Origin of the sequence: Azospirillum sp. A23, from assembly GCF_042938965.1 — a bacterium.
In the GTDB taxonomy this organism is placed as follows: Bacteria; Pseudomonadota; Alphaproteobacteria; order Azospirillales; family Azospirillaceae; genus Azospirillum; species Azospirillum melinis.
The window spans coordinates 148,448-170,020 of the sequence record NZ_CP170668.1 but is presented as its reverse complement, the minus strand read 5'-3'; the positions used below and the strand labels follow the sequence as shown (position 1 = coordinate 170,020).

The 21,573-nt window shown below is 68.9% G+C and carries 11 protein-coding genes; 9 read left to right on the top strand and 2 right to left on the bottom strand.

Annotation, left to right across the window (positions count from 1 at the left end; genetic code table 11):
- The first annotated feature begins 5 nt into the window (after window positions 1-5).
- Together ABNQ40_RS31230 and ABNQ40_RS31225 are read left to right on the top strand one after the other, a co-directional pair.
- On the top strand, window positions 6-4,046 hold the full coding sequence (locus ABNQ40_RS31230) for an NACHT domain-containing protein (protein WP_391349256.1): 4,041 nt from the start codon (window positions 6-8) through the stop codon (window positions 4,044-4,046).
- Between the two features lie 212 nt (window positions 4,047-4,258).
- Complete coding sequence (locus ABNQ40_RS31225; RefSeq protein WP_109049406.1) at window positions 4,259-9,538, top strand: RecQ family ATP-dependent DNA helicase; 5,280 nt, start codon at window positions 4,259-4,261, stop codon at window positions 9,536-9,538.
- A gap of 239 nt (window positions 9,539-9,777) precedes the next feature.
- Here ABNQ40_RS31225 and ABNQ40_RS31220 read toward each other — a convergent pair whose 3' ends face one another.
- Together ABNQ40_RS31220 and ABNQ40_RS31215 are read right to left on the bottom strand one after the other, a co-directional pair.
- The gene (locus ABNQ40_RS31220) at window positions 9,778-11,052 is read right to left on the bottom strand and encodes a hypothetical protein (protein WP_109049405.1); all 1,275 of its coding nucleotides are present in this window, start codon (window positions 11,050-11,052) and stop codon (window positions 9,778-9,780) included.
- Complete coding sequence (locus tag ABNQ40_RS31215) at window positions 11,036-11,584, bottom strand: ImmA/IrrE family metallo-endopeptidase (protein ID WP_109049404.1); 549 nt, start codon at window positions 11,582-11,584, stop codon at window positions 11,036-11,038. Before ABNQ40_RS31215 ends, ABNQ40_RS31220 begins: the two co-directional genes overlap by 17 nt.
- 553 nt (window positions 11,585-12,137) lie before the next feature.
- Between ABNQ40_RS31215 and ABNQ40_RS31210 the strand changes: the two genes are divergently transcribed.
- The 7 genes from ABNQ40_RS31210 (at window position 12,138) to ABNQ40_RS31180 (ending at window position 21,553) form a co-directional block, all read left to right on the top strand.
- A complete protein-coding gene (locus ABNQ40_RS31210; protein ID WP_391349254.1) occupies window positions 12,138-13,106 on the top strand; it encodes an IS5 family transposase in 969 nt (322 codons plus the stop codon).
- A 662-nt stretch (window positions 13,107-13,768) separates the two neighbouring features.
- Window positions 13,769-14,221, top strand: coding sequence for a glycine-rich domain-containing protein-like (locus ABNQ40_RS31205; RefSeq protein ID WP_109490763.1), 453 nt, complete (start codon window positions 13,769-13,771; stop codon window positions 14,219-14,221).
- Window positions 14,222-14,232: 11 nt separating this feature from the next.
- The gene (locus ABNQ40_RS31200) at window positions 14,233-14,919 is read left to right on the top strand and encodes a class I SAM-dependent methyltransferase (RefSeq protein WP_109048369.1); all 687 of its coding nucleotides are present in this window, start codon (window positions 14,233-14,235) and stop codon (window positions 14,917-14,919) included.
- On the top strand, window positions 14,916-15,788 hold the full coding sequence (locus ABNQ40_RS31195) for a TauD/TfdA family dioxygenase (RefSeq protein WP_109048368.1): 873 nt from the start codon (window positions 14,916-14,918) through the stop codon (window positions 15,786-15,788). Before ABNQ40_RS31200 ends, ABNQ40_RS31195 begins: the two co-directional genes overlap by 4 nt.
- Window positions 15,769-19,965 (top strand): hypothetical protein, encoded by a 4,197-nt coding sequence (locus ABNQ40_RS31190; protein ID WP_109048367.1) that lies wholly within the window; start codon window positions 15,769-15,771, stop codon window positions 19,963-19,965. The genes ABNQ40_RS31195 and ABNQ40_RS31190 overlap by 20 nt, the downstream gene beginning before the upstream one ends.
- Entirely contained in the window at window positions 19,962-20,705 is a 744-nt protein-coding gene (locus tag ABNQ40_RS31185; RefSeq protein WP_109048366.1) for a trans-aconitate 2-methyltransferase, read from the top strand. The genes ABNQ40_RS31190 and ABNQ40_RS31185 overlap by 4 nt, the downstream gene beginning before the upstream one ends.
- A complete protein-coding gene (locus ABNQ40_RS31180; RefSeq protein WP_109048365.1) occupies window positions 20,702-21,553 on the top strand; it encodes a phytanoyl-CoA dioxygenase family protein in 852 nt (283 codons plus the stop codon). The genes ABNQ40_RS31185 and ABNQ40_RS31180 overlap by 4 nt, the downstream gene beginning before the upstream one ends.
- Window positions 21,554-21,573: the final 20 nt, after the last annotated feature.

Below are 21,573 nucleotides of genomic sequence, written 5' to 3'. Positions count from 1 at the left end.
TGGACGTGAATGCGACAAGCTATCTCGCGCGCCGGCTCCGTTTCACGGATCGCGGTGGAGATCTGCGAACCGTCGACGAGGCGGGAATGCTTGCGATCCCCGGCGCCAAGATCATCCTCGCCGAGCCGGGCATGGGGAAGAGCGAGCTCTTGCGCCGAGCGGGGCATGTTCTCGGCGTGGAGCCGGTCACGGCCATCAGCTTCATGCTGGCGAAGAACGCATCGCGGTTCGCCGAGCCCGGCAAGCTGCTGCTCATCGACGGGCTCGACGAGGCCATGGCGCGTCGCGAGGGGGATGCGGTCGACCAAATCCTGGCCCAACTCCAAGACGCCGGTTGTCCCAACTTCGTGCTGTCGTGCCGTGCGCGGGAATGGCAGGCGCGCACCATCAACGGCCTTCGCCCACTCTACGGTGCGGAACCCACGGTCTTCACCATTGAGCCCTTCGACGATCAGGAAGCGCTTGCCTTTCTGGCCCGGCAGCACCCCGGAGCCGACGCCGAGCATGTGCTTCGTCATCTCGACGAACACGGCTTGTCCGACTTCTACCGCAATCCGCTGACGCTCGGGCTGATGGGAAGGGTCGCCGAGACGAAGACCGCGTTGCCACGGACGCGCGCCGCGCTGTTCGAGCAGGTGTGCGCCCTGATCTGGCCGGAGCACGATGCGAACCGCCAGGATCTCGGCCTCGCCAAGCTGGGTGAGGAGCAGGCCCTGTCGGCGGCGGGGGCGATTGCCGCGGGGCTGATCCTTGCCGGTGCCGAGGCCGTGAGCCTCGTCGGTCCGGCGCATCTCCAGGAGGGCGATGTCCGCCTCGCGGATCTCGCCAGCCTGCCCAGTGCGGAAGCGGCGTCCGTGATCGTCTCGTCGAAGCTCTTCGTCAGCGTGGGCGTCGGACGCGCGAAGCCGGTCCACAGGGTGATCGGCGAGTATCTCGGTGCCCGATGGCTCGCGCGCCAAGCCGCCACTCCACGCACACGGCGCCGGTTGCTCGCGCAGCTTCATGGCAACGGCGTCGCCGCCAGCCTTCGGGGGCTTCATGCCTGGCTCGCCGTTCACAGCTCCATGATGGCCGAACCAGTCATTGCGGCGGACCCGTACGGCGTTCTGCGCTATGGGGAAACAGCGGAGCTGACGACGGCGCAAGCCGACCGCCTGTTCGAGGCGCTGTGCGCACTCAGCGCGGAGGATCCGTATTTCCGCGGCACCGACTGGGACGGCCACACCGCGGCGGGGCTTGCGGTGCCGGTGCTGCGGAACAAGATCGACGCCGTCATCGGCTCGGCATCAAGCAACGAGCATCTGCGCTCCCTTCTGATCGAGGCGGTCCGGGGAACCCCGATGGCCGGCGACCTCGTGGCGACGCTGGAAGCCACCGTGCTGTCGGGCGATCGGTTCTACCGAGCGCGCGAGGATGCGGCCGAGGCGCTGCTCCCCCACCGGGACCGCGACTGGTGGCGGAGTACCATAGAGTTGCTGCGCGACCAGGGCACGGAGGACGCGACACGCCTCGCCCGCCACCTGATCGACCGCATCGATTGCGACGTGAGCGACGACCTGCTCGTCTCGACCCTCTTCGCCGAGATGGGCGTCCTTGTCTGTCTACTCCCGCGCGGGAGTAACGGGCGTCATGTCACAGTGCGAAGCTATCACTGGCTGGTGTGGAAACTGCCCACGGAGCGTCTCTCCCGCGTACTCGACATCGTGGCCGAGTACAGTGGGCTTCTCAGATCAAGAGATTGGCAGAGTTGGTACGATGTCGCCGATGTCGTCGCCGCCCTCATGGTGCGCGCGATCGACGAAGGCGCGGTTGGCCCTGCACAGGCGCCTTCCTTCTGGCGCTGGCTTGGGGTTATCGGACGGAACGGGCACCGGAACCGGGAGTTTCTTAGGGAACTCAAAGATCGCTTGGGAGCTCACGATGACATCCGTCGGGCGATCCAACTCTACGCCTTCTCGGACCAACGCCGGGAGCGGCCCGTGTGGAAAATCGAACTGGAACTCCGTGCGCGGCTGGTCGCCCTATCCGAGCGGCCCGCCGATGTGGCGTGCCTCCTCGACCGCCTCGCCGATGCCGACAATAGGAACGATGCGCTCCGCGAGGATTGGCGTGGACTGATGGATCTGGGAACGCTCGCTGGAAAAATCGATCGCGACGTGCGCGCCAGTGGTGCGAAGTTCCAGCGCGACGATGCCCAGTTGGCCGCATTCGTCCGCAAGCTGGAGCATCCCAAGAAGCCTGCGTGGGAACTAAAGCAGGAGCGCCAAGCCGCCAAGCGCGAAAGGAAGCGGAAGGCCAAATTCGAGGCTTGCCGCCGTGACTACTCGGCCCGGCGCCCTGCTATCTGCAGTGGTGAGTTGGCCGCTACTCTTGGCCCTGCGCGAGCTTACCTTGGCCATTTCGGGGACCTTAATCGTGAGCAGCCTCCAGCGGATCGGATCGCTGAGTGGTTGGGGCCGGAACTTCACGATGATGTGATCGCGGGTTTCGAGGCTGCGCTCCATCGTGCCGATCTCCCCACCGCTGCTGCCGTCGCCGACGCCGACGCCGACGCGATCGCACGGAACACGATTTACAGCTACTGCCACCTAATCCTAGCCGGCCTCTTGGTGAGGCTGCGTGCCAGCAGTGGATTCGACGACCTATCGTCCGAGGTCCTGCGGGTTGGGCTGTTGGTATGCCTGAACGACCTGATCTTGTGCATCGACAAGGACGTCAAGGACTTGCGGAAGGCACTGGAGCCCCTCGTCGTCGCCACCCCCGAAGCGCGGAAAGACTTCGCGCGGCTTTGGATCGAGCCCGCGCTCGCGGCAGGGCGCTCGCATGTCCGTGGCCTTTATCAGCTCGCCCACGACGTAGATTGGCAAGCGACGGGTGGGGCACTCGCTGCCGGTTGGCTGACGGCGTACCCGAACGTGCCTGAGAACATCGAACTTGAGCTGGTCGATTGCCTGACACACGCCAGGGCGCTGGCGCCCCTCGCCGCCATAGCGGCCGATCGGGCGAGCGGGATTTACCGGAACTTCAACCACATGCTCTCCTGGCTTGCGATCGAAGCGCTTGTCCGTTTCGACAAGGTGCGGCCAGACGTCGACGGCATCGGTACCAAGCATCCGCATTTCATCTGGTTCCTGCGCAATCGCTTTCGGTTCGAACGAGGAAACGGCGGGATTCCCGTCACCGTGGCGCAGGCCAAGTGGATCGTTTCGGAGTTCCGCCGGGCGTGGCCCTACGCTGTGTTGCGGGGAAGCGGATCGGGAGACACCAATCCTTACGATGCCACGGATTTCCTGCGCGGACTGATCGGCCTCCTTGCGAACGACACCGGCGACGAGGCGACCGAGGCGCTGCAGGCGTTGGCCGCCGAGCCGGCGGACACCTACAGCGAACTGATCGTCCACATGGCCGCAGAGCAACGGCAGAAGCGTGCGGAGGAAACCTTCGAGCCGCTGCCGCCCATACGTCTCAAAGAATTACTCACCGAGGGGCCGCCGTCCAACGCCGACGACCTGAAGTCGCTGGTGCTTGAGGAACTGGCGATCGCACAGGCGCAACTCACCGGCGATGACCTCGACCAAGTTCGCGACTTTTGGGGGGATGACGGGGTGCCGTACGACGAGAATCGCTGCCGGGACCGGCTTGCGGCGATCATCGGACCGGAGCTCGCCCGCTACGGTGTGCAACGGATGACCGAAGCGGACATGCCGAAGTCGAAGCGGGCCGATCTTGCCTTCGCCTGCGGGGCGCTCCAGTTACCGATGGAGGTGAAGGGGCAGTGGCACTCAAAAGTCTGGGACGCGGCGACGGACCAACTCGATGCTCAATACCTCATTGATTGGCGTTCCGGGGAACGCGGAATTTATTGCGTGATGTGGTTCGGTGATCTGCCGACGAAAACCGGACGGAGGCTGAAGGCGCCGCCCAATGGACTGAATGCGCCGACGACAGCGGAAGAGATGCAGACGATGTTGATCGACCGCATCCCAGAATCACGGCGGAGGTTCATCGACGTGGTTGTTCTGGATTTTGTTGCGGGCAAGCCGTGAAGCACCAAGTGCCCTTCATGACTTTGTTCCTGCTGTCACATTGATGCCGTTCCGGTGTGGATCCACACCGCTTGTCAACGTATTGCAGCAAGGCGCCGGATGGGCATGGCTGCAGCTCGTCACCCCGCTGCCGGACCGGAGCTTTCACAACCACTAGCCATGCCTCCAGTGCCCCGCTACTGTTCTCAGAGGCGCAGCAGCAGGATTAACCCGTGTCGTTCAGCGCCATCGATGCCGCTTTTCGCAACCGGCCAGACTCGGGGATCACGGATGCCGATGATGCCCTTGTCGGAACGCTGGCCGGGACGCTGTACGTCGATGTCGAAGCGGATCGCGCCGGACGGCCGCACCTAGTGGGTGCGGTGCTCGGGGACCGGGCCTTCCGGTGGGAGGGGCAAGGCAAGGCGGCTCTGGCCGGCCTGAAGGAACTGGACGCCTTCGCGCGCGGCGCGCGGTGCATCGCCGGGCACAACATCCTGGCCCACGACCTGCCGATCCTGCGCGACGCGGTGCCGGGCCTGAGCGCCCTGATGCTGCCGGTGATCGACACGCTTCTGCTGTCGCCGCTGGCCCATCCCGCGAACCCCTATCACCGCCTGGTCAAGGACTACAAGCTGGTCAAGGAGACGCTGAACGACCCGGTGGCCGACGCCCGGCTGTGCCGCACACTGCTGCACGACAGCGCGAAAGCCTTTCTCCGCTTGGCGCTGGTGCAGCCGGACGTCGCCGGATTTCATCGCTTCGCCTTTTCCCAACCCGAGCATGCGGGCATGGCCGACCTGCTCGGCCGGCTGGGTGCGCCGCTTCCGCCCTCCCCGGCCGCAGCCATGGTCGCCTGGAGGCGGTGTGCCGGCGATGCGGTCTGCACGGCCGCCGCCGGCCGGCTGTCCCCGAACCGGATCGAGGCGCCGGAAGCCCGGCTGCCCTTCGCCTACGCGCTGGCGTGGCTGACGGTCGCCGGGGGCAGTTCCGTCCTGCCGGCCTGGGTCTGGCGCCGTCACCCGGACACCGCCCGGCTCCTGGCGCAGTTGCGCGACACGCCCTGCGGCGACGACGCCTGCCCCTGGTGCAGGGTGGGCTTCGACGCGGTGGGTTGGCTGGCGCGGACCTTCGGCTTCGACTCCTACCGAGCCGAGCCCGCCGCCCCGGACGGCGGCAGCCTCCAGCAGCGGATCGTCGAGGCCGGGCTGGCTGGCCGGCCGCATCTGGCAGTCCTCGCCACGGGCGGCGGCAAGTCGCTGTGCTTCCAGGTGCCAGCGCTGGCCCGCCACCACCGCACCGGCGCGCTGACCGTGGTGATCTCGCCACTGCAAGCCCTGATGAAGGATCAGGTGGACAACCTGGAGGCCAAGACCAAGCATCCAGTCGCCGCCGCGCTGTACGGCGCCCTGACCCAGCCGGAGCGCTTGGCGGTGATGGAGCGGGTGCGTTGCGGCGACGTAGCGATCCTCTATGTTTCGCCGGAGCAGCTGCGCAATCCCTCCGTCACCCGCACGATCGAGGCGCGGCAGATCGGCGCCTGGGTCTTCGACGAGGCGCATTGCCTGTCCAAATGGGGGCACGATTTCCGCCCGGACTATTTGTACACCGCGCGCTTCATCGCCGACCTCGCCAAGCGGCAGGGAACCAAGCCGCCGCCCGTCTGCTGTTTCACCGCCACCGCCAAGCACGAGGTGGTGGACGAGATCCGCGCCCTGTTCCGCGACAGGCTGGGACAGGATCTGACCCCCTTCGCCGCCGGCGTGGATCGCGCCAACCTGACCTTCGCCATCGAAGCGGTCGACTCCGACGGCAAGGTGGAGCGCATCGACGAGTTGCTCGCCGAGCATCTTCCAGCCCACGACCCGGGCGCCTGCGCGGTCGTCTACGCCGCTACCCGCCGCCGCACGGAGGAACTGCGCGACGCTTTGACGGGGCGCGGTTGGCAGGCAGCCGCCTTTCACGCCGGCATGAAGGTTCCCGCCAAGCAGGAGGTGCAAGCCGGCTTCGTCGACGGATCGATCAAGGTGGTCTGCGCGACCAACGCCTTCGGCATGGGGATCGACAAGGACACGGTGCGGCTAGTCGTCCACGCCGACGTGCCGGGCTCTCTGGAAGCCTATCTTCAGGAGGCCGGGCGCGCCGGCCGGGACCGGCAGCCGGCGACCTGCGTCCTCCTCTACGACCCCGCGGACCTGGAAACGCAGTTCCGCCTGTCCGCCGCGTCGGAGCTGACCCGGCGCGACGTGGCCCAGGTGCTGCGCGGGGTGCGCAAGCTCGCCCGCACGCTCGGCCGTGACGAGGTGGTGACGACCACCGGCGAGCTGATGGCCGATCCTGATCTGCGGTTCGGCTTCGACGCGGAGGACATGGACGCCGACACCAAGGTGAAGACGGCCCTATCCTGGCTGGAGCGCGCCGGTTTGGTGGAGCGCAACGAGAACCGCACCTGGGTCGTCACTGCCCGTCCCCGGCTGTCCTCCACCGAAGAGGCGCGTCGGCGCATCACCGCGCTCGACCTGCCGGAGGCCGGCGTCGTCCGCTGGATGTCCATCTACCGCGCGCTGCTGGCGCATGCCGTCGATCCCGATGACGAGACCCTGCTGACGGTGGATTTCCTGGCACGCCTGCCGGCGCTGGAGCCCGATGCCCCGGCCCCGCCGCAGGAGACGACCGGGCGCGTGCTGGCCATCCTGGGGGCGATGGCCACGCACGGGCTGATCGAAAGCGGCCCGGTGTTGACGGCGCTGGTGCGCCCCGCCGGAATCAACGCCTCGCGCCGGGTGTCGGGGCAATTGTCCGCAATCGGCCGCGATTTGATCGACCTGATGCGGGAGGAGGCGCCGGACGGCGAGCCCTTCGTCCTGACGCTCAACGCCTGCACCCAACGGCTGCGCGATCACGGCCGCGCGGAGGCCCAGCCGGAGGTCGCGCTGCGCCTTTTGAAAAGTCTGGGCGATCTGGATCGCAACGCGCGGCTGCGCCTGACCCCGCTGGCCCGCGGGCGCTACCGGGTCCGGCCGTCCGGTCCCTGGGACGCTCTGGCCGAGGGGTTCCGGCGGCGCACCGCGGTGGCCGGAGTCGTGCTGGACCGCCTGCTCGCGAAGGTCAGGCAGGCCGACGCGGGCGGCAAGAACGTCGTCGGCTTCACGCTGGAGGAGATGGCGGAGGCCGTCCGCGGCGACGTGCTGCTGGCCGCCGACCTGCGCGACCCGTTCGCCGAGGCGGAAGCGGCGCTGCTTCTGCTGCACGACTGGAAAGCCATCGTCCTGCAAAGCGGTCTGTCGGTGTTCCGCCAGGGGCTGAGCCTGCGCCTGCCGGTCGACGCGCGGGGCCGGCGTTACACCAAGGACGACCACGCGCCGCTGGCCCGCCATTACCAGGGGCGCACCTTCCAGATCCACGCGATGGGGGAATTCGCCACGCTGGGCCTGACGGCGCCAAGCCGGGCGCTGGCCTTCGCCGCCGACTATTTCTCCCTGCCCGAGGACCGTCTGGTCGAACGCCACTTCCGTAACCGCCGGACCGAACTGGGCCGCCCGGTGACCGGGGATTTGTACGACCGCATCGTCACCAGCCTGGGCAACCCGGCTCAGCAGGCCATCGTCACCGCCGGCGTCGGGCGCAACCTGCTGGTCCTGGCCGGGCCGGGGTCCGGCAAGACGCGGGTCATCGTGCATCGCTGCGCCTGGCTGATGCGGGTGCAGCGCGTGCCGGCGCAGGCGATTCTGGTGGTGTGCTTCAATCACTCGGCCGCCCTGTCGGTGCGTCGGCGGCTGCGCGCGCTGATCGGGGACGAGGCAGCATGGGTGGACGCGCGCACCTACCACGCGCTGGCCATGCGGCTGGTCGGGGCAACCTTCGCCGGGCGGGTGGAGGGCGCCGCAGACGGGGCCGCGGCGCGCACCGCCTTCGATGACGTAATCCGCGACGCCACCGCCCTGCTGCGCGGCGAGCGGGCGTTCCCCGGCCTGGACGCGGAGGACGTGCGCGAACGGCTGCTCGCCCGCTACCGCTACATCCTGATCGACGAATATCAGGACATCGACGAGGACCAGTACAATCTGGTCAGCGCCATCGCCGGCCGGCAGGAAAAGGACCCGGAGGCGCGCATCGCCCTGATGGCGGTCGGCGACGACGATCAGGCGGTGTACGGCTTCCGCGGCGCCGACGTGGCCTTCATCCGCCGCTTCCGGGACGACTACAACGCCGACGTCCACCACCTGCTGGAGAACTACAGGTCCAGCAAGGCTATCGTGGAGGCGGCCGCGACGGTGGTCGCCTCCAACCGCGGGCGCATGAAGGAGGGGCAACCCCTAAGCGTGGACAAGGCCCGCGCACGCCACCTCCCCGGCGGGCGCTGGCACGCGCTCGACCCGGTCGGGCGGGGGCGCGTCCGGGTCCTGTCGGTGGAGGGCGCCGCGCATCAGGTCGGCGCCGCGCTGGCGGAGATTCGGCGGCTGCGCGCGCTCGATCCCGGCGCGAACTGGGCGGACTTCGCCGTGCTTGCCCACAATCGCGCCGAGCTGGTGCCCTTCCAGGCCCTGTGCGAGCGCAACGGCGTACCGGCCGATCCGGCCTTCGAAGAGAACGAGAAGGCCTTTCCCCTCCACCGCCTGCGCGAGGTAGTGGCGATGCTCGACCGGCTGCGCGACCGCAGTTCGCGGGTGGACGGGGCGTGGCTGCGGGCGCAGGCTGAGGCGACGCGGGGGGCGCTGGGGCCGTCGCCCTGGTGGGCGGTGGTGGACCATCTGCTCGGCGCCTGGGATCGGGAATACGGAAGCGTTGAGGTGGAGCCGGAAGCGGCACGCGAGACCTTCTACGAAGCGCTGGCCCAGTTGCGCCGCGAGCGCCCGCCGGTCGACGGCCTGTTCCTCGGCACGCTGCATGGCGCCAAAGGGATGGAGTTCCGCCACGTCGTCGTCCTGGACGCCGGCTGGAACCGGTCGAAGGCGGATGCGCACCGGGAGGAGGAGCGGCGGCTGTTCTACGTCGGCATGACCCGCGCGCGCGAGACGCTGTGCTTAATGCAGCGCGCCGACGTGCGCCACCCGCATCTGCCGCTGCTGGACGGGTTGGACCTTGATCGCGCGACTGCGGAAGGCGACGGGCGGGCGGAGCAGCTCTTGCTGAACCGGAATCGCAGTGTGCTCGGGCTCGGCCAACTGTTCATTGACTTCGCCGGCCGTCGCGCGCCGGACCATCCGCTGCACCGCGCGCTGTCCGCCCTCCGCCCGGGTGCCCCGGTGCGTCTGGAGGTGGTGCGGGACCGCCAGGCCCACGCCCAGGCTATCGTGCGCGTTTGCGCCGGCGACGGCACCGTGATCGCCCAGCTGGCGACAGACGCCGCGGCGATAACATGGGGTCGCCTCGCGCCGTCGGTGGAGCAGGCGCGCGTTCTGGCCGTGGTGCGCCGCTACCGGACAGACGGGAAGGTGGAGTGGCGCGACAAGCTTCGCGTGGATAGCTGGGAGATTCCTATCATCGAGGTGTGGACGGCAGCTGCACGTTGAGGGAGTTTTGCCGGCCCGGTGGACAGCATGTCGGCCCTCTGGCATTCCGATACTTCGGACGCCTCGGACCCTCGCATGGCCATGATAGCAAAACGCCAAAAGCTAACCGTCGCAGCAGCAGTCGGGCAGCACTTCTTCGAAGAACGCGACTTTCCCCTTCTCGTCGAGGTGGGCCATGTCCTCGTTGATCCGGTCGTAGACAATCCCGCCGTCAATGCAATGCCGCCTTCTCTGTCGAGTTACGTCTCGCCAGCCGCGCCACCACCAGCGCCGGGAACGGCTCCGCCGGGTCCCGGCAGGGCCTGCGCGAAACTCGCGGCCGCCTCGTCGTCCACGGACACGACCGCCGTGCCGCCGACGTCAGGTCCCCTTCCTTCAAGTCCCTGCTCCTCACGGTCGTAGCGCGCCTTCTCGTCCCGCCACAGCCCATCGATCCGCCGCAAATGCGCGAGGTAGTTGGCGGGCGGGTCGCCCAGTTCCGCCACGTCGCACCCGGTCATGAACGGTCGCATGAGGTGCCGGGCGTGGCGTTCGAAGAACGGGTTACAGAACGCCTTGACCTTCTCCGCCGGACACGGCTCCTGGCCCAGCAGCCTGTCTTCGGCCCTCAGGAAGTCGTCGTCGTGCAGCATGTCGATCCAGAAGAACGGATAGGGCTTGCCCCCGAGCACGCCTTTCAGTTCCGCGCCACCTTCGTACCGCAGGTGAATGGGATCGAAGAACGGACGCGACAGCTTGTCCGTGAAGTAGGGCGTCGGCGGATCGGCGTGCGCCAGCATGAGGGCGAGGTCGGCTGTGACGGAGAACTTGCGCGGCGTCGCCCTGGCGGCAATACGGAAGCCCAGGTCCATGGAGGGGCCGATGTAATCCTTCACCAGCCCCGTCGCACCGCCATGGCCGGATTCCTTCTCCGCCTCGTACCAGCGCTCCAGACGCAGGTAATGCACCAGGCGCGCTTGATCGAAGCCGTACCGAGCCTCCGGGTCGTCCTGGCCGCCGACGTTCCGGCGGAAGACCACCTCCACGTTGCCCAGCGGGAACCCCGCCGTCCAAGCCGCTGCCTTGACGTCGAGCGACGGAAAGCTCAGGTGCAGTGATTCACGGTAGCCGCGGAGCGTCCGCATCCAGGCCAGCACGGCGGCATAGGCTTCCCGAACCTGCCTCACCTCCAGCACGTAGATCAGTTCGTCACCGTTCGCCTTCCACAACTCCGGCGAGGACACGGGGGAGGGCCAGCGGCACTGCGGCGCCACCTCCTCGACATAGGCGCGCCATTCCTCCGAGAACAACCGCTCGATCTGGGCGTAGAACTGGGCGATGGGATCGAACCACTGGGCGCCGAGCGTCGCCAGCGTCGCGTCGGGGGCTGGCTCCCGGACCGGTAGCGACCCAGACTGCTTGAAGGACGTCGATCCCACGAGGTCGGCGCTGAGGAACAGGCGCAGTCGCGGTCGAAGGAAGTCTGCGAGTTCCGGTTCGAGCGTCGTCTCGACGCCGTCAGTCGCCGAGGCCAAGCGCCCTGGCCCTGATCTCGGCCGCCCGCCGCGACACGCCGAAACGGCGCGCCACGTCGGCGACACGGTTGCCCGAGGCCGCGCGCCACGCCGCCTCGAACGGCTGCTGGGGCATCAGGAAGGCGGCGGCGAACCAATTGGCCTCCCACTCGGCGCGATTGGAGTCGTAGCGGCTGGCGCACGTCGGGCCAAGGGATTGGTTCATCATCCGAACGGGCCATACGTAGTGCAGCACGTAGTGGCCAAGCTCATGCGCGATGGTGAATCGGTCGCGCTCCGGCGTGGCGTCATCCGGCAGGAAAATGGTGAAGTCCGCCTCGCCGCGGATCTGGATGGAGCCGTAGTCGTCGAGAAGCCAGAAGTTCTTCTTTACCACGCGGCCGCCGAGTTCGCGCTCGACCAGGGACGGCAGGTTGCTGAGGTTCGACGGACCGTAGCCGATCCGGGAAGCCGTACCCTCTGCCAAGCGATACACGGTGTCGCGCGGGAGGTTGGATGGGGCGACTTCCGCAAAACCTGCGGGGAGCGTCATGTGTGGTGTTCGCGGTTTGTGCAGCTTCCCGTTGATATGGCCGACGGGGTGTCGCTGTCAACCGCGATCATACCGTCGCCTCATCCGATCCCATGGCGCCGGCCTGCGGACCGGCAGGCCGTCGTGCCGTGCTCGGTTTCGCCGGGGTATGCCCGCCGAGCAAGTCAACGAGTGGGCACGGCCCGCTAGCTGGTCGGGCACTGGAGGGACGTAGGGATAATAGCCCAGTGGATCCGGGCAGTAGTAGTAGGACGGCCCAGGCGGTGGCGGCGCCATCGGCGGCAGGTACGGGGCGGGACGAGGTGGCGCCGCACCGCCCGACGGGCTGCCGCAGAAAAGCGCCAAGGTACCGTGCAACGCTCACGACACGGGTGTCAACGGACACCCCAACGGTCGAAACACAACCACACGGTTCCCGCCGCCGTGCTGAAGCGGATCGTAATGCGTCATCCGGCGATGGACATCCATCTGACGTTGGTGCGCAAATCGGGAGACTGGCGATAGAGGAGGGCTGCGGGTAGAGGATTGGCCCCCTGCTGGAGCCGAGAGCCGGATGCCGTACAAGGCGAACGAGAGCCGTCGTCACAAGATCCCGCGTGCCCGCTACCGTGTTGAGAACTGGGCGGCCTACGATGCGGCGCTGCGCCGGCGGGGCGACCTGACGGTCTGGGTGACGCCGGAGACAATCGCCGCCTGGACGCCGCCCACTACAGGCCGACGCGGCCGGCCAGCGCGCTACTCGGACATCGCCATCGAGGCGGGGCTGATGTTGCGCTTGGCCTTTGGCCGGCCGTGGCGCCAGACCGAGGGATTGCTGGGCTCGCTCATGCGCCTGCTCGGCCTGACGCTGCCAGTTCCGGATCACACCACCTTTTCCCGGCGCAGCGCCAACGTGGAACTGGCGTGCGCCCTGGCGACGGCGGACGGGCCGGTGACGGTGGTCATCGATTCCACCGGGCTGAAGGTGTTTGAGAAAGGCGAGTGGCACCTGGAGAAGCACGGCGGCCAAGCGCGCCGGAGTTGGCGCAAGCTGCAATTGGCCGTCGATCCGGACCGTGGCGTGATCCTCGCCTCGGAGCTGACGAGCAACGAAGAGGGTGATGCTTCTCTGGTCGGCGCCTTGCTCGACCAGATCAAACGCCCGCTTGGTACCGTGCTGGCGGACGGCGCGTACGACGGCGAGCCGGTCTATCGCAGCGTGGCCGCCCACAGCCCCGATGCGGAAGTGATCATCCCGCCGCGCTCGACGGCGGTGCCGAGCGCCACGACCGGAAATGCCCCCAGCCAGCGCGACCGCCACATCCAGCTGATCGCCGAGCGTAGTCGGCTGGGCTGGCAGCCGGCCGTCCAGTACGGCCGCCGCTCCTTGGGCGAAGTCGCGATGATGCGTTACAAACAGGTGATCGGCCGCCGCCTCCGCGCCCGGACTCTGCCCACGCAGAAGGCCGAGGCCGCTGTCGGCTGCAAGGTCATGAACATCATGACAAGCCTCGGCATGCCGGCCTCGCGCAAGAGTGCCTGATCACTGCTGCCCGACGATGGACTCTGTCCTCACGCCGATTTGTGCGCCAAAGTCGAGTCGGTGCGCTCCGCCCAGTCCCAATGCGAGATCAGTTCCCGCCCGGAGCCGCCGCCCTATGAGGCATGATGATACCGGAACGGGTGACCGGGACCGCGGGCCGGCAGAACTCCGTGCCTCCTGCTCTCAGGTATTTTTCCCCAGTCTGGACGCAGCAGAAGCACACCGGCTCAACCACGGGCAACGGGCCAGAGATGCAGGGAGCATGGCACGTTGCCCTCCGCCCGAAGACCCGCCGAACCTGACACGCGCTTCCTGGCCGATCCCAGGGGCTATCTGGCGGGTTCAGAGGACGACACCGGCGCACCACAACTGTCCAAGGCTGGGGTGTTCACACCACAAGGAAACCCACGCGGTCGCCCGCACGCAAATATGGCATTTCGATCCCGCACATAACGATTGTTGTGCGATAAGATAATTTATAACGCACTTATATAGATTATAGAGCGCATGATTTGTGCACAACGTTTTATATTTTGAATCGATACACTTGACCTGACGAGGAGATGGTGCGAGGTTCTTCAACCTTTGCGGAGCAATTCTGAAAAATTCGAGGTTTGAATATGGGATTCGCAGCGAACCAGCTCGTCGTTGAGGTTGTCCCCATGTCCGCCATCGGGGCGCTCATCGAGCGTGACGAGGTACTGGAGGATGCACTTGCCCGCACGGCACAACTCGATTTCAGAATGCTCAAGGCCAAGCTGTGCAAGGTCGAGGGCCTGACGGAGGAGCACTGCAATGAGATCGAGGATCTCTACCGCAAGTTCCTCGCGCTCCACATCCGCTATCCCGACCGGAAGATCTGCCCGACCGGCCCCATCGACCTGTTCTGGCACGCCCACATCCTCGACACCCGCGCGTACGCCCGCGACTGCGAGACGCTGTTCGGGCACATGCTGCACCACTTCCCGTATTTCGGCCTGCGCGGCGACGACGACCGTCAGGATCTGGAGCGGACCTTCGCCGCATCGGTCGAGCTGTTCATCGGTCATTTCGGCATCGACCCGACCTGCGGGGACACAGAGGCGCGGGGCTGCAAGTCCCAGAACTGCCCCTGACCGGGGCACCGATGGAGACACGCCAATCCTTCTTTCCCACGGCCGCCATGGACGGGGACATGGAGGAGGCGAACGGGCCGTTCTGGGATGACCTGATCGCCCGCATCGAGGAGGACGCCCCCGGAGCGGCGCTCGACGGCCTGCTGGACGTCGGCTGCCACCGCGGGGGCTTCCTGGAGCGGGTGGCCGCCCGGTGGGCACTGCGCACGGTCTACGGCATCGAGCCGGTAGCGGAGCTGCGGGCGGCGGCGGCGGCCCGCCTGTCCGGGGTAGCGCAGGCGGTCATCCTCGACGTGGACGGCTGGGAGCGGATCCCGGACGACGCAGTTCCGCTGGTCACCGCCCAGGAGGTACTCTACCTCGTGGGCGATCTCGACGGCATGATGCGGCGCATCGCGCGGGTGCTGCGCCCCGGAGGCGCCGCCTACCTGACGCTGGGGTCCCACACCGAGAACCCGCTCTGGCCGCACTGGCGTCCGATCCTCGTTTCCATGGGGCTGGAGGTCTTCGACCACAGCCCTCTGGACATTCTGCGTGCGGGGGAGGCGGCCGGGCTCAATCCCGCGGTGCGGCCCCTGCGGACCGACGGCTGGGTCACCTACCGGCCGGCCGCCGCGCGCTTTCCGGTGCCGAGCGTCGCTGCGCTCATCGACCATCATTTCCGGCACAAGCTGCTGTTCTGCTTCGAGAAGCCATGAGCATCGATCCGGACTCCGTGACCGTCTCCATTTCTCCCGACGCGGCCGAGCGGATCGCCGCCCATGCCGCCGCGATGGATGCCGAGGCAATGGAGGCTGCGGCTGCCGGCGGACGTCCGCTGCCCGCGGATGCGGACCGTGTCTGGGGCGAGGTCGCGCCAGCCGTGCGCGCCGCCTTCGCAGCGGCTGACTTCGCCATCCTGCGCGGCCTGCCGGCGCTGGAGGGCGGGCGGATGCTCATGGCCGCCGCCGCCTTGCTCGGCCGCCGCTTTCACACCTACGGGGGCGGCAAAGTGGTGAAGATCTTCGCAATGTCGCCCTGGCGGAACGATCTGGCGCACACGGCGGCCGATGGGTTCTTCCACACCGACCTGAACGCCTCGCCGCAGCCGCCGGCGCTCACGGGAATCCAGTGCATCGTCCCCGATCCGGGAGCCCCCCAATACGGCGTCAACCGGGTCGTCCGCACCGCGGACCTCCTGGCCGCGCTGGAGGAGAGCGGGCGGACCAACGCCCTGCACTTCCTGTGCGAGGAGACGGTGGGGTTGGCCAACGACCGCTCCACCAAGGTTTGGCACGGCCGGATCGTTAGCGACGGCATCACCCGCTACCACCCGGAAACCGTCCGCGCCGCCTGCCGCCGCGACGGCGTGGACGCGCCGGAGGAGATCCTGGAGACCATCCAGGCGGAGGCGCTGCGCGTCTCGCGTCCGTTCCAACTGGGTACGGGGGACATGCTGCTGCTGTCCAACCACCGCACCCTGCATTACCGGGGGGAATGCTCCATCGCGTTCCAGCGCTTCCCGATGGACTTCGTCGCCCGCCGTATCTACGTCCTGCACGTGTCCGATGAGCACCAGACCCACTGACCGCGCTACGCCGGAACTCCAGGTCGTCGGCGCCGACGCCAACAATCTGAGGTCGGTGGACTGCGCCTTCCCGGTTCCGGGCATGACGGCCATCGTTGGCGTGTCCGGCTCCGGCAAGAGTTCGCTGCTGGGCGACACCGTCGCGGCGGAGCTGATCCGGCGCGACCGTCTCCTCTTCGGCCTGCCGCACGCCGGGCGGACGGTGCCGCCGGTCGCCGCTTATGTCGGCCCGGCTCCGGCGTCTCTGCACGTCACGCAACGCCCCTTCCGCGCTTCGGCCCGCACGACCGTGGCGACGGCCAGCGGCCTGCTTGCCGAGCTGCGCCACCTATTCCTGGCCGACGGGCGTGTGCTGACGCCGGAGGGGGCGGAGGTGTCCGCGCCGGACCCCAGAACGTACGCCGCCTGGATGAAGCGCCATTATCGCGGGACCGCCGCCGTTTGGGCGATTCCGATGCGCTGGGTGGCCGGCGACGGGGTGCGAGCAGTCCGCCGCCTGCTCGACCATGACATCACCAGTGCCACCCTGCGCGGGGAGAACGACCGTCCAGGCTCGAACGGCCGCGTCGTGGACCTTACGCGCTGGAGCCCGCTCCGCTCGAAGGGCGAGCATCTGTTGGAGGCGGAGGTCGGCCGCATCGTGGTCGGCCCGAACACCTCCAACGGCGATCTGGATGCGCTGATCGCGCGGGCCTGGGCCATCGCCGGACCTGACGTGATGGTGGAGCTGTGCGACGGCTTCGCGGGCATCGACGGCCCCTTCGGCGCGGTGCTGGACGGCGCGCGCGACCGGGTGCACCCGGATTGCCGCCAGCTCTTCCTGCCCCCCAGCCTGCACCTGCTGTCCTTCAACGCGCCTGACCACGCGGACAGCGGCGCCTGCCCGCGCTGCCTCGGGCTGGGCCGCACCAGCGACGTGGACGAGGCCGCCCTGGTTCCACACCCGGAGCGCAGCCTGCGCGAGGGCGCCATCAGCCTGTGGAGCCCCACCGGCTACAAGCACGTCAACATCCAGCACGAAACCATCGAGGCGCTCACCGGCCGCAACGATTTCCGGCCGGACCTCCCCTGGACACGCCTGCCGGAGGCGGCGCGCACACTCCTCCTCGACGGCACCGGCGACGAGCCCATCCAGGGAATCGACCCCAAGACCGGGCGCAAGAAGGGAGCGCCGCGGCGCTTCGAGGGGTTCCGCAACGCCATCCTGCGCCGCTGGAGCAACTCGGCTACGGCTGCCGCGCGGCTCGCCCACTTCGTGCACGAAGGCTCCTGCCCGGACTGCGGCGGGACCCGCTGGTCGGCCAAGGCACGCGCGCTGCACGCGGCTGGGATCGGGCTCGCCGAGTGGATCGCCCTTCCCATGGCGGCGCTGGCGGAACGTTGCGTCGAGGTGCTGGACCGCGAACCGGCGCTGTTGCCGGCCGGGCGCCAGGCGCTGGAGCGCATCGGCGCCCTGGCGCGCACGCTCTGCCGCCTTGGCCTCGGGCACATCGCCGGCGAGCGCGGCATGACGACGCTCAGCGACGGCGAAGCGCGGCGGCTGCAGATCGGCGCGGTGCTGGCGCTGCCGGTGGAGCAGCTGGTGCTGCTGCTCGACGAGCCGGCGCGCGGCCTTCACGAAACCGACCTCGACACGATGATCGAGGTTTTGCGGGAGCTGGCGCGCAAGCACGGCGTGCTGCTGAACGAGCATCGGACGAAACTCGTCGCCTCGGCGGACCGGGTGATCCGCCTGGGACCGGGTGCCGGCGAGCAGGGCGGGCACATCCTGAAGGACTGGCGGGAGCCCCCGCCGCTGGCAACGCTGCGGGTGGCCCCTCCCTCGGGCGACTTTATCGAGATCCGCGGCGCCACCGTGCACAACGTCCACAGCCAGGACGTGACCATCCCGCTGGGCGCCGTGACCGCCATCGTCGGCGTCTCGGGGTCCGGCAAGTCCAGCTTCGTGCGCGGCGTCCTGATCCCGGCGTTGGAGAGCCGGGGCGTGCCGATGCTGCACGGCGCCGATCCCGCGGAAGCCACGGCCGGGACCTGGGCTGGCGTTCGGATCGACCGGCCACTGGCCGGCGTCCACGTGCTCCACCAGCGGGTTCCGCCCCGCAACCGGCGCAGTCTGGTCGGCACCCTCACCAAGGCGATGGATGCGCTGGCCGAAGCCTTCGCGCAGACGGCGCTGGCTAGGGCGGCCGGCCTGTCGGCCGAGGATTTCCGGCTCAACAGCGGCAACGGCCGCTGCCCGGTCTGTTTGGGCACCGGCATGGTCGCGGAGGACGGCGCGGCAGCCTGCTGCGCGACGTGCGGCGGCAAGCGCTACCGCACCGCGGCGCTTGCTCCGACGGTGGCGGGGCTGGACATCGCCGCAACGCTCGACCGTCCCGCCGTCGCGCTGCGCCGGCTCTGGGAGGAGGCGGGGGAGACGGCGCTGGCCGTCCAGCTCGGGCCGCTGTGCGCCGCCATGGAGGAGCTGGGCGTCGGCCATCTGGCCTTTGGCCGGCGCGTCGATACGCTGAGCGGCGGCGAGATCCAGCGTCTGCGCGTCGCCCTCACGCTGGCGGGCGGCGAGGCGGCGGAGGGGCACCTCTTCATCTTGGACGAACCGGCCGCCGGCCTGCACCGTGAAGACGCCATGCGCCTGAACGCGGTGCTGCGCCGCATGGCGGACGGCCGCCGCAACACGGTGGTGCTGATTGAGCACAATCTGGACGTGGTCTCCGAGGCCGACTGGCTGGTGGAGTTCGGCGAAGGGGCGGGCGAGAACGGCGGCCGGGTGATCGCCCAGGCGCCGCCGGCCGCGGTGGCCAGCGGGGACACCCCCACCGGACGCTCGCTGCGGGCGGCGGCCGAACGGGCGCCGACACAGCGCGAGCCCTCCCCTCTTCTCCACGCCGCGTCCCCCGACCCGGCCGTGCCGGTGCTGGAGCTTGGACGGCTGGTCGATGGCGACCTCGCCGATTGCCCAGCCGGAGGAGACCCCACGCCGGCCTTTGAGCGCCTGCTCGACCCGAAGCGCCGCCTTTGGGAGATCGCCGACCTCAACCTCGAATTCGCCAAGCTGCTGATTGACGGAGTGCAGGCGACGACCGCGCAGGACGAAGCCGCCCTGCTGGAGCGGTGGGAGGCGGAGCCTGATGCGGAGCTGGCGGTGAATCCGCTGCTCCCGGACTTGCGCCAGTGGGGCAGTCACCTCCCGCGCTCGGTGATGGAGGCCGCCTTCCGGCGCGTTCGGCAGTTGGCATTGCGGGTACCCGGCGTCTGGGAGCCCGGCCGGCCGGGTGCCGCGCGTGCGATGCTGGAAAATGCGGCCGGGCCGGCGAACCGCCGCGACCGGCTGCGCCACGCGCTGGCCGTCGGAGGCGGCTATGCGGAGCTGCGCCGGCCGGCCGGTACGGTGCTCGCCGCCGTGCGGCGTACGCCCGTGGACTTCGAGCGTGGGCTGGCCGGCCCAGCGCGCCTGACTCCGACGCACGTCTCGCGGTTCTCGCCGGAGGGGCAGTGCCCCACCTGCGCAGGGACCGGCACCGTCCGCACCCTCAACCCCGACCTCGTCCTGGCCGGCGCGCGGGCCGCGCCGGACGATCCCGACGCCTATCTGCGCCCCGAGGCGGCCGCCCTCATGAAAGGCGTCTGGCGCGCTGAGTTCCGTCCCTTTCTGCGACGCATGGCCGAGGAGGGATTGCTGGAGGGCGACGCGGCCTGGATCCGCTCTGGCCACTGGCAGCGTCCCGGCCATGGCAGCTTCCTGAAGACCGCCAAAGCCGATCCCGACGAGGTCGCGTCCTGGCTGCGCTGGGACGGCCTGGACACGCGGCTCCTGGCCGAGTTGCCGCGCAGCCGGCACGCCAGCTGGCGCGCCGCGGTCGAGGCGTCGGTCCACACGGCGCCCTGCCCCGCGTGCGGAGGAAGCGGCCACGGCGTGGCCGTCCGGCTGCTGACGTTCGGCGGGCGGCTCCTGGACGCCTGGATACGGTCAGGCACGATTGGGGAGCTGTGCTCTGCCTTGGCGGCCACGCCCGTGGACCGGCCGCGCCAGCGGCTCACCCGCGACCGCGTTCTGGGATGCTTCGAGCCGCTGGTCCGCAGCGAACCGGATACGCCCTTGAAAGCGCCCGCCGCGGCCTTCCGGACCGTCGCGCAGGAAGCCATGCGGCGCTTCACCGACCTGGAGTACGGCGCATGACGCAAGCCTTCCGGCTGTTCGGCGATTTCGCGCACCGCTACGACCTGCACACCCCGCCTGACCATTACCGTGACGATCACGCCTTCGTGCTGGATGAATTCCGCGCGGCCGGGGCGCGGCGGATCCTCGACGTGGGGTGCGGTACCGGAGTGTTCGTGGAGAAGGCGCTGACCGCCGGCCTCGACGCGCACGGCATCGACGCTGCCCCGGCCATGGTCGCCCAGGCGGAGCGCCGGCTCGGTCCCGGCCGGGCGGCGGTGCAGGCCATGGAGGAGATCGGCGGCGGCCCGGCGCTGGACGGGATCTGCGCGCTGTCCTGGGTGATCAACTACGCCGCCAACGCTGACGCCGCGATCGCCATCCTGCGGCGGATGTACGGGGTCATGGCGCCCGGGGGCCGGCTGCTCCTTCAATGCGCCCACGCGCCGAACATGCGGGCCGCCGTGTTCGAGGACCGTGAGCCGGGCGCCGACGGAACCCCGGACGACGTGGTGTTCCTGTTCCAATTCGTCCCGCTGGGACCGGATCAGGTCAAGGCCCGCTATGTCTACGCCGGGAAATCGGCGGGTGAGCTGCTGTGGGAGGAGCACGCGCTGAACATCGCCAACGCCGAGCTGCTGGCCCGACTGGCCGGGCGGGTCGGGTTCTCCGGCGTGCGGATCTACGGCTCCTGGCGGCGCGATCCGCTCGGTGGTTCGGTCAGCGCCTGGGTGGTGGCGGATCGGGGGGCGGCGGCATGACGCACCGACACAAGGCCGGCAGTGTGCTGACCCCCGCGCAGCGGGACGGCTGGGCGCGCGACGGTTATCTGGTGCTGCCGGACTTCATCGCCGAGGCCGACGGCGCCGCACTGCGCCGCCGCGCGGCCGAGCTGGTGGATGCCTTCGAGCCGGTCGGCATGCCAGTGCAGCTGGAGAGTCTGGAGTACGAAGCTTACGTCCTCAACGCCGGCGACCGCATCCACTACTTCCTGGAGCCGGACGCGGTGGCGCCAGACGGCACGCTGCTGCGTCCCAAGCACCGCGCCATGGGAAAGATCGGGCGCGCGCTGCACGACCTCGATCCCGTGTTCGATGCCTTCTGCCGGACGCCGAGGCTGGCTACGCTGGCGGCGGACCTGGAGATCCGCCGGCCGCTCCTGCTGCAATCGCAGTACATCTTCAAGCAGCCGGGCATCGGCCGTGCCTTCTTCGTGCACCAGGACGCGACCTTCATGGTCACCGAGCCGCCCAGCGTAGTGGCGTTCTGGTTCGCCCTGGAAGACGCGGACGAGGAAAACGCCTGCCTGCACGTCTTGCCCGGCGCCCACCGCAGCGCCTTGCGCAGCCGCTTCCGCCGGATGGACGGCGGCGACAGCGGGGTCGAGGTGATCGACCCCTCCCCCTGGCCGGAGGAACGCTTCGTCCCCGTCGCAGTGCGGCGGAACAGCCTAGTGCTGATGCACGGGCTGCTGCCGCACTTCAGCCCGGAGAACCGCTCGCAACGGACACGCGAGTCCTACGTGCTGCACGTGATCGACGGCACCTGCCGCTACCCCTCCGACAACTGGCTGCGCCGCGGCCCCGAGTTGCCGATGCGAGGGTTTTGAAGCGAGGGCGGAAAACCTTC

Excerpts from the sequence above, each read along its gene's own strand:
- ABNQ40_RS31215 (WP_109049404.1), bottom strand. The coding sequence starts at position 11,584 with ATGACGCTCCCCGCAGGTTTTGCGGAAGTCGCCCCATCCAACCTCCCG.
- ABNQ40_RS31210 (WP_391349254.1), top strand. The coding sequence starts at position 12,138 with ATGCCGTACAAGGCGAACGAGAGCCGTCGTCACAAGATCCCGCGTGCC.
- ABNQ40_RS31205 (WP_109490763.1), top strand. The coding sequence starts at position 13,769 with ATGTCCGCCATCGGGGCGCTCATCGAGCGTGACGAGGTACTGGAGGAT.
- ABNQ40_RS31200 (WP_109048369.1), top strand. The coding sequence starts at position 14,233 with ATGGAGACACGCCAATCCTTCTTTCCCACGGCCGCCATGGACGGGGAC.
- ABNQ40_RS31195 (WP_109048368.1), top strand. The coding sequence starts at position 14,916 with ATGAGCATCGATCCGGACTCCGTGACCGTCTCCATTTCTCCCGACGCG.
- ABNQ40_RS31190 (WP_109048367.1), top strand. The coding sequence starts at position 15,769 with ATGAGCACCAGACCCACTGACCGCGCTACGCCGGAACTCCAGGTCGTC.
- ABNQ40_RS31185 (WP_109048366.1), top strand. The coding sequence starts at position 19,962 with ATGACGCAAGCCTTCCGGCTGTTCGGCGATTTCGCGCACCGCTACGAC.
- ABNQ40_RS31180 (WP_109048365.1), top strand. The coding sequence starts at position 20,702 with ATGACGCACCGACACAAGGCCGGCAGTGTGCTGACCCCCGCGCAGCGG.